This is a genomic window from Candidatus Synechococcus spongiarum (assembly GCF_900047545.1).
Lineage (GTDB): Bacteria > Cyanobacteriota > Cyanobacteriia > PCC-6307 > Cyanobiaceae > Synechococcus_B > Synechococcus_B spongiarum_C.
This window is the reverse complement of record NZ_FITM01000028.1, coordinates 1-5,606: the sequence shown is the minus strand read 5'-3', so window position 1 is coordinate 5,606 and position 5,606 is coordinate 1. Positions and strand designations below refer to the sequence as shown.

The 5,606-nt window shown below is 61.0% G+C and carries 9 protein-coding genes and 1 pseudogene; all 10 read left to right on the top strand.

The window, feature by feature from the left end; all coding sequences use genetic code 11:
- A partial coding sequence (gene rpsE, locus FLM9_RS01180) for a 30S ribosomal protein S5 (protein ID WP_074456882.1) occupies nt 1-500 on the top strand: 500 nt, incomplete at its 5' end.
- A gap of 16 nt (nt 501-516) precedes the next feature.
- The gene (gene rplO, locus FLM9_RS01175) at nt 517-1,017 is read left to right on the top strand and encodes a 50S ribosomal protein L15 (protein ID WP_074456881.1); all 501 of its coding nucleotides are present in this window, start codon (nt 517-519) and stop codon (nt 1,015-1,017) included.
- A gap of 63 nt (nt 1,018-1,080) precedes the next feature.
- The gene (gene secY / locus FLM9_RS01170; RefSeq protein WP_074456880.1) at nt 1,081-2,403 is read left to right on the top strand and encodes a preprotein translocase subunit SecY; all 1,323 of its coding nucleotides are present in this window, start codon (nt 1,081-1,083) and stop codon (nt 2,401-2,403) included.
- Nucleotides 2,400-2,978 carry an adenylate kinase gene (locus FLM9_RS01165; RefSeq protein ID WP_074456879.1) on the top strand — a complete coding sequence of 193 codons (579 nt, stop codon included), beginning with the start codon at nt 2,400-2,402 and terminating at the stop codon, nt 2,976-2,978. The genes secY and FLM9_RS01165 overlap by 4 nt, the downstream gene beginning before the upstream one ends.
- 38 nt (nt 2,979-3,016) lie before the next feature.
- Complete coding sequence (gene rpmJ / locus FLM9_RS01160) at nt 3,017-3,130, top strand: 50S ribosomal protein L36 (protein WP_074456878.1); 114 nt, start codon at nt 3,017-3,019, stop codon at nt 3,128-3,130.
- A 73-nt stretch (nt 3,131-3,203) separates the two neighbouring features.
- A complete protein-coding gene (gene rpsM / locus FLM9_RS01155; RefSeq protein ID WP_074456877.1) occupies nt 3,204-3,569 on the top strand; it encodes a 30S ribosomal protein S13 in 366 nt (121 codons plus the stop codon).
- 45 nt (nt 3,570-3,614) lie between these two features.
- Complete coding sequence (gene rpsK, locus FLM9_RS01150) at nt 3,615-4,007, top strand: 30S ribosomal protein S11 (RefSeq protein ID WP_074456876.1); 393 nt, start codon at nt 3,615-3,617, stop codon at nt 4,005-4,007.
- A 33-nt stretch (nt 4,008-4,040) separates the two neighbouring features.
- The gene (locus FLM9_RS01145) at nt 4,041-4,985 is read left to right on the top strand and encodes a DNA-directed RNA polymerase subunit alpha (protein ID WP_074456875.1); all 945 of its coding nucleotides are present in this window, start codon (nt 4,041-4,043) and stop codon (nt 4,983-4,985) included.
- A gap of 44 nt (nt 4,986-5,029) precedes the next feature.
- A complete protein-coding gene (gene rplQ / locus FLM9_RS01140) occupies nt 5,030-5,380 on the top strand; it encodes a 50S ribosomal protein L17 (protein ID WP_074456874.1) in 351 nt (116 codons plus the stop codon).
- Nucleotides 5,304-5,606, top strand: a pseudogene (locus FLM9_RS01135) (hypothetical protein); the annotation flags it as partial. The gene rplQ and the pseudogene FLM9_RS01135, both read left to right, overlap by 77 nt.

Sequence of the window (5,606 nt, the reverse complement as noted above, 5' to 3'; positions counted from 1 at the left end):
CCCGCCGTGAGGAGCGGGACTCCGAATGGCAGGAGCGGGTGGTGCAGATTCGCCGCGTGTCCAAGACCGTGAAAGGCGGCAAGAAAATGAGCTTCCGCGCCATCCTGGTGGTGGGAAACGAGAAGGGTCAGGTGGGTGTGGGTGTGGGCAAGGCCAGCGACGTCATTGGCGCTGTCCGCAAAGGCGTGGCTGACGGCAAAAAGCACTTGGTGAAGGTGCCCCTCACCTCCAGCAACTCCCTTCCCACCGTGGCCCTGGGCCGTGACGGCGCCGCCAGTGTGCTGATGCGTCCCGCCGCACCCGGTACGGGCGTGATTGCCGGCGGATCCATCCGCACTGTTCTGGAATTGGCGGGTGTCAAGAACGTGTTGGCCAAGCGCCTCGGCTCCAAGACCCCCCTCAACAATGCCCGTGCCGCCATGATGGCCCTTGGTGCCCTGCGCACCCATAAGGCCGCTGCCAAGGAGCGTGGCATCCCTCTCCAGCAAATGTATTCCTGACCCCCCACTTCTGGCCATGACCGTCCATCTCCACACCCTTCAGCCCCAGCCTGGATCCCGCCGACCCCGCAACCGCAAGGGGCGCGGCATTGCCGCCGGTCAAGGGGCCAGTTGCGGCTTTGGCATGCGTGGCCAGAAATCCCGCTCAGGGCGTCCCACCCGCCCCGGTTTTGAAGGGGGACAAATGCCCCTCTACCGGCGGATCCCCAAGCTGAAGCACTTCACCGTGGTGAATCCCAAGCTGTTCACGGTGGTGAACGTGGGGGACTTGTCCGCCTTGCCGGACGGGAGCGAGGTCACTCTCGCCTCCCTGAGGGCAGCAGGGATCGTGGGCAAGAACTCTGCTCCGCTAAAAGTTCTTGGGGACGGGGATCTCAAGGTCAGGCTCCATTGCAAGGCCCATGGATTCAGCAAGACAGCCCGTGAAAAAATCCTGGCGGCTGGCGGTGCCTGTGATGTTCTGCCCGGTCGCAGCAAGTGGGCGCGCCCCGGCAAGATCTCCGGGGACCAGCCTTAGGGCAGCCTCCCTGCTCCTTTACCGCAAGACTCATGTCGTCAGTTCCACCACCACTCCCAGCGGATGACCCTTAGCCAGGGCAGAGCCCCAACCACCAGCGAAACATTAACCCAGATTGTGACGGCTCCCGACTTGAGGAGACGTGTCCTGGTCACCCTCGGCCTGTTATTACTGATTCGGTTGGGGGCCTACATCTGGATCCCTGGTCTTGACGTGTCCCAACTGCAGAATCAGTTGGGGGGTGGCCAGTTGATCGGCCTGCTCAGCATCTTTACCGGCGGCGCGCCCGGTGGGGTGTTTTCCTTGGGGATTTTGCCCTTCATCAACGCCTCCATCATCATGCAGTTGTTGACGGCGGCTCTCCCCTCTCTGGAAACCCTGCAAAAAGACGAAGGAGAAGCAGGTCGCCGTAGACTGGCTCAGATCACCCGCTATGTGGCGCTGGGGTGGGGCAGCCTCCAAGCGCTGGTCTTTTCCCTTTACCTCAGGGGCTTTGCCAACGGCGATCTGGACGGGACCGTGTTTATTGTCTCCACCGGTCTGGCTTTGACCACGGGAGCCATGGTGGTCATGTGGATCAGCGAGATCATTACGGAGAATGGCATTGGCAACGGGGCGTCCCTGGTGATTTTCGTGAACATCACTGCCTCTTTGCCCATCACTCTGCAGAACATCATTCGCGAGGCCCAAACCGGCAAAATCTTCCCCATCGTGGTGACGGTGGCGGTGGCACTCTCCATGGTGGTAGCCATCGTGGCCGTACAAGAGGGCAGCCGGCGCATCCCCATTGTCTCGGCCCGTCGTCAGATTGGCGTTGTGGCCGTCCTGCCGGAGCGGCAAAGCTACTTGCCGCTCAAACTCATCTCTGGCGGTGTGATGCCCATCATCTTCGCCTCGGCCATGTTGTTCCTGCCAGCCACCCTGGCCAACTTCACGGGCAATGCGGCATTGGTGAACCTGGCCACATGGCTGAGCCCCACCTTCACCGTTCCGGGACTTCCCTTGTCCACGGGCTGGGTCTATGGGCTGACCTACTTCTTCCTGATTTTTGGGTTTTCCTTTTTCTACGCCTCCCTGGTGGTGAATCCCACGGACATGGCCTTGAACCTGAAGCGGCAGGGTGTGGCCATTCCCGGCGTCCGACCAGGTTCTGCAACCGCAACCTACCTCTCTGGTTTGATCAATCGACTCACCCTGATTGGCGGCTCCTTTCTGGGCCTGATTGCCATCATCCCCAATGTGGTCTACTCCTTCACGGGGACCGGTGTGTTGCAGGGCTTGGGCGCCACCTCCCTGCTGATTCTGGTGGGTGTGGCCATTGAAACGGCCAAGCAACTGCAGACCAGTGTGATTTCCCAGCGCTACGAAGGCATGGTCAGGCAATGAGAGAAAGAGTCGTTGTTCTTGGCCCTCCTGGCGCCGGGAAGGGCACCCAATGCAAGCTGCTGGCGGCAGCCAGGGGTCTGCTGCATCTCTCCACCGGTGATTTGCTGCGGGCGGAGGTGACCACTAAGAGCACTTTGGGACAACAGGTGAAGGCTGTGCTCGACAGGGGAGACCTGGTGAGCGACAACCTGGTGCTGGCCATCGTGCGCAACCGCCTCGCCCTGCATCGGGAAGGCTGGTTGCTGGATGGATTTCCCCGCAACTCGACCCAGGCCGCCATGCTGGACGACCTCCTGGCTGATCTGGGACAACCGCTACAGGTTGCCCTGCAACTGCAAGTTCATGAAGAGGAACTGGTGGCACGGCTTCTCATCCGTGGGCGCTCCGACGACACTGAGGCGGTGGTGCGCAAGCGGCTACAGATCTACGCCCGGCAAACGGAGCCCATCAACGCCCATTACCAGGTGCGGGGACTGCTCAAGTGTGTCGATGGGCTGGGCAGTGTCCGGGAGGTGGCCACCCGCATGGCCAACAGCCTGAATGAGTGCCAACAGGGCGAGCATGCAATATGCTAGAGTCTTCGTTTGGCTTTGGTCACGTTTGAGGGCAACCCATGAAGGTTCGCGCTTCTGTCAAGAAGATGTGCGAGAGGTGTCGAGTCATCCGCCGCCATGGGCGGGTCATGGTGATTTGCGTCAACCCCAAACACAAGCAAAGACAAGGCTGATGGACCCCGTGCCCACCATGGCTTTGTTGTCTCTGTCCCATCAACCACGCTCTTTTTAGAGGAGAACTTCATCTTGGCAAGGATTTCTGGTGTCGACATCCCCCGAGATAAGCGGGTGGAAGTCGCCCTGACCTACATCTACGGCATCGGCCTTGTTCGGTCCCAGCAAATCCTGACCACCACCGGGATTAACCCTGACACCCGGGCAAAGGATCTGACAGACGATGATGTTCAGAAGCTGCGCACCGCAGTGGAGGACTACACCGTTGAGGGAGATCTGCGGCGGCAGGAGGGCATTGCCCTCAAGCGACTTCAAGACATTGGCTGTCTCCGAGGTCGCCGCCATCGCATGAACCTGCCCGTCCGGGGTCAGCGCACCCGCACCAATGCCCGGACACGGCGTGGGGCGCGCAAGACCGTGGCTGGCAAGAAGAAGTAAATGCCTAGATCCAACGTCCTTTTATCCTCAACAGCCTCCTAAGCCATGGCCAAGCCTGCCAAGAAAAGCGGTAGCAAAAAGGTGAAGCGGAACGTCCCCAATGGGGTCGCTCACATCCAGAGCACCTTTAACAACACCATCGTGTCCATCACCGATACGTCTGGTGCAGTCATTGCCTGGTCTTCTGCTGGCGCCAGCGGCTTCAAGGGGGCCCGCAAAGGCACGCCTTTTGCTGCCCAGACCGCCGCGGAAGCAGCGGCCCGCCGCGCTGTTGACCAAGGCATGCGCCAAATTGAAGTGCAAGTGCGCGGCCCTGGATCAGGCCGTGAGACTGCTATTCGTGCTTTAAGCACAGTGGGGCTGGAAATCACGTTGATTAAAGATGTGACCCCTCTGCCCCACAACGGCTGCCGCCGTTCCAAGCGGCGCCGCGTCTGAATTTTGTTCCTCTCCCCTATCCGGACACGGACCGTGCTCCAATTCCAGATTGAACCGGCCCCTGACATCACCATTGGAGACGACAAGTCCCAAACCCAGGAATTTGTGATCGGCCCCCTTGAGCGGGGTCAGGGCATCACCCTTGGCAATGCTCTACGAAGAACCCTTCTGGGGAGTCTGGAGGGCAGTGCCGTCACAACTGTGCGGATTGCAGGCGCCAACCACGAATACGCCATCATCCCTGGTGTTCGCGAAGACGTGCTCGACATCCTTCTCAACGCCAAGGAGCTTGTGGTCAGCAGCCGTGGCCCTGAAGCCGTGGAAATCGGCCGGGTGCTGGTGACAGGTCCGGCGAAGGTGACCGCCGGCCAGATTCACTTCTCTCCCCAGGTAACCGTGGTGAATCCCGACCAACACATTGCCACGGTGGCTGAAGGTCACAGCCTGGAGATGGAGCTCCACGTGGAGCGCGGCATGGGCTATCGTCCAGCGGACCGTCTCAATGAAGGCGTGGACTCCATCGATACCCTGCAGATCGACGCGGTCTTCATGCCTGTGCGTCGGGTGATCTACTCGGTCGACGAGAGTGCTGTGGGGGAAGGGGGCTCCGCCAGCGAGAAGCTGCGCCTGGAGATCACCACCAACGGCTCCATCAGCCCTGACGATGCCATTGCCCAGGCTGCCAATCAACTGATCCTCCTGTTCCAGCCCCTGGCCAGCCTGGGCCTTCCCGAGCAGGAGGTGGAGGAGCCTGAAACCTCTGCAGAAAGCCAGGTTCCCCTTGAAGAGATCAACCTTTCCGTGCGGGCTTACAACTGTCTGAAGCGCGCTCAGGTCAACACCGTATCGGACCTGACCACCTTCAGCTATGAAGACCTGCTGGAGATCAAGAACTTTGGGGCCAAGTCTGCCGACGAGGTGATTGAAGCCCTGGAGCGCATTGGCGTCTCCCTCCCCAAAAGCCGCGCCAAGGCGTGATGGTGCGGCGCCCTTACCCTTCGTAATCCACTGGACCAGCAGCCATGCGACACCGATGCCGCGTTCCCCAACTTGGCCGACCTGCTGATCAGCGCAAGTCTCTCCTGCGTGGCCTGACCACGGAACTGCTCCGCAGTGGACGCATCACCACCACCAAAGCGCGGGCCAAGGCCCTGCGCAAGGAAGCTGAGCACATGATTACCTTGGCTAAGGACGGCTGTCTGGCCGCACGGCGGCAAGCCCTGGGCTACATGTACGACAAGGATCTTGTCCACAAGCTCTTTGAAAAGGTGGCCGAGCGGTACGCGGACCGCAACGGTGGCTATACCCGCATCACCCGCACCGTACAGCGGCGGGGGGACAACGCGGAAATGGCCATTATCGAACTGGTCTGAAGGCATTCAGACGCACCGCCTGGCCCTGCTGCTTCAGTATGAGGGCACCGCCTACCATGGCTGGCAGCGCCAGCGCCATGGCCCCACCGTCCAGGCCGTACTGGAGGCGGCAGTGGCCAAGCTTCAGCCTGGCTTCCAGGGGGTGGTGACGGCGGCCGGGCGTACGGATGCAGGTGTTCATGCCGCCGCCCAGGTGGCGCACGTGGATGTGACCAGCCCCATTCCG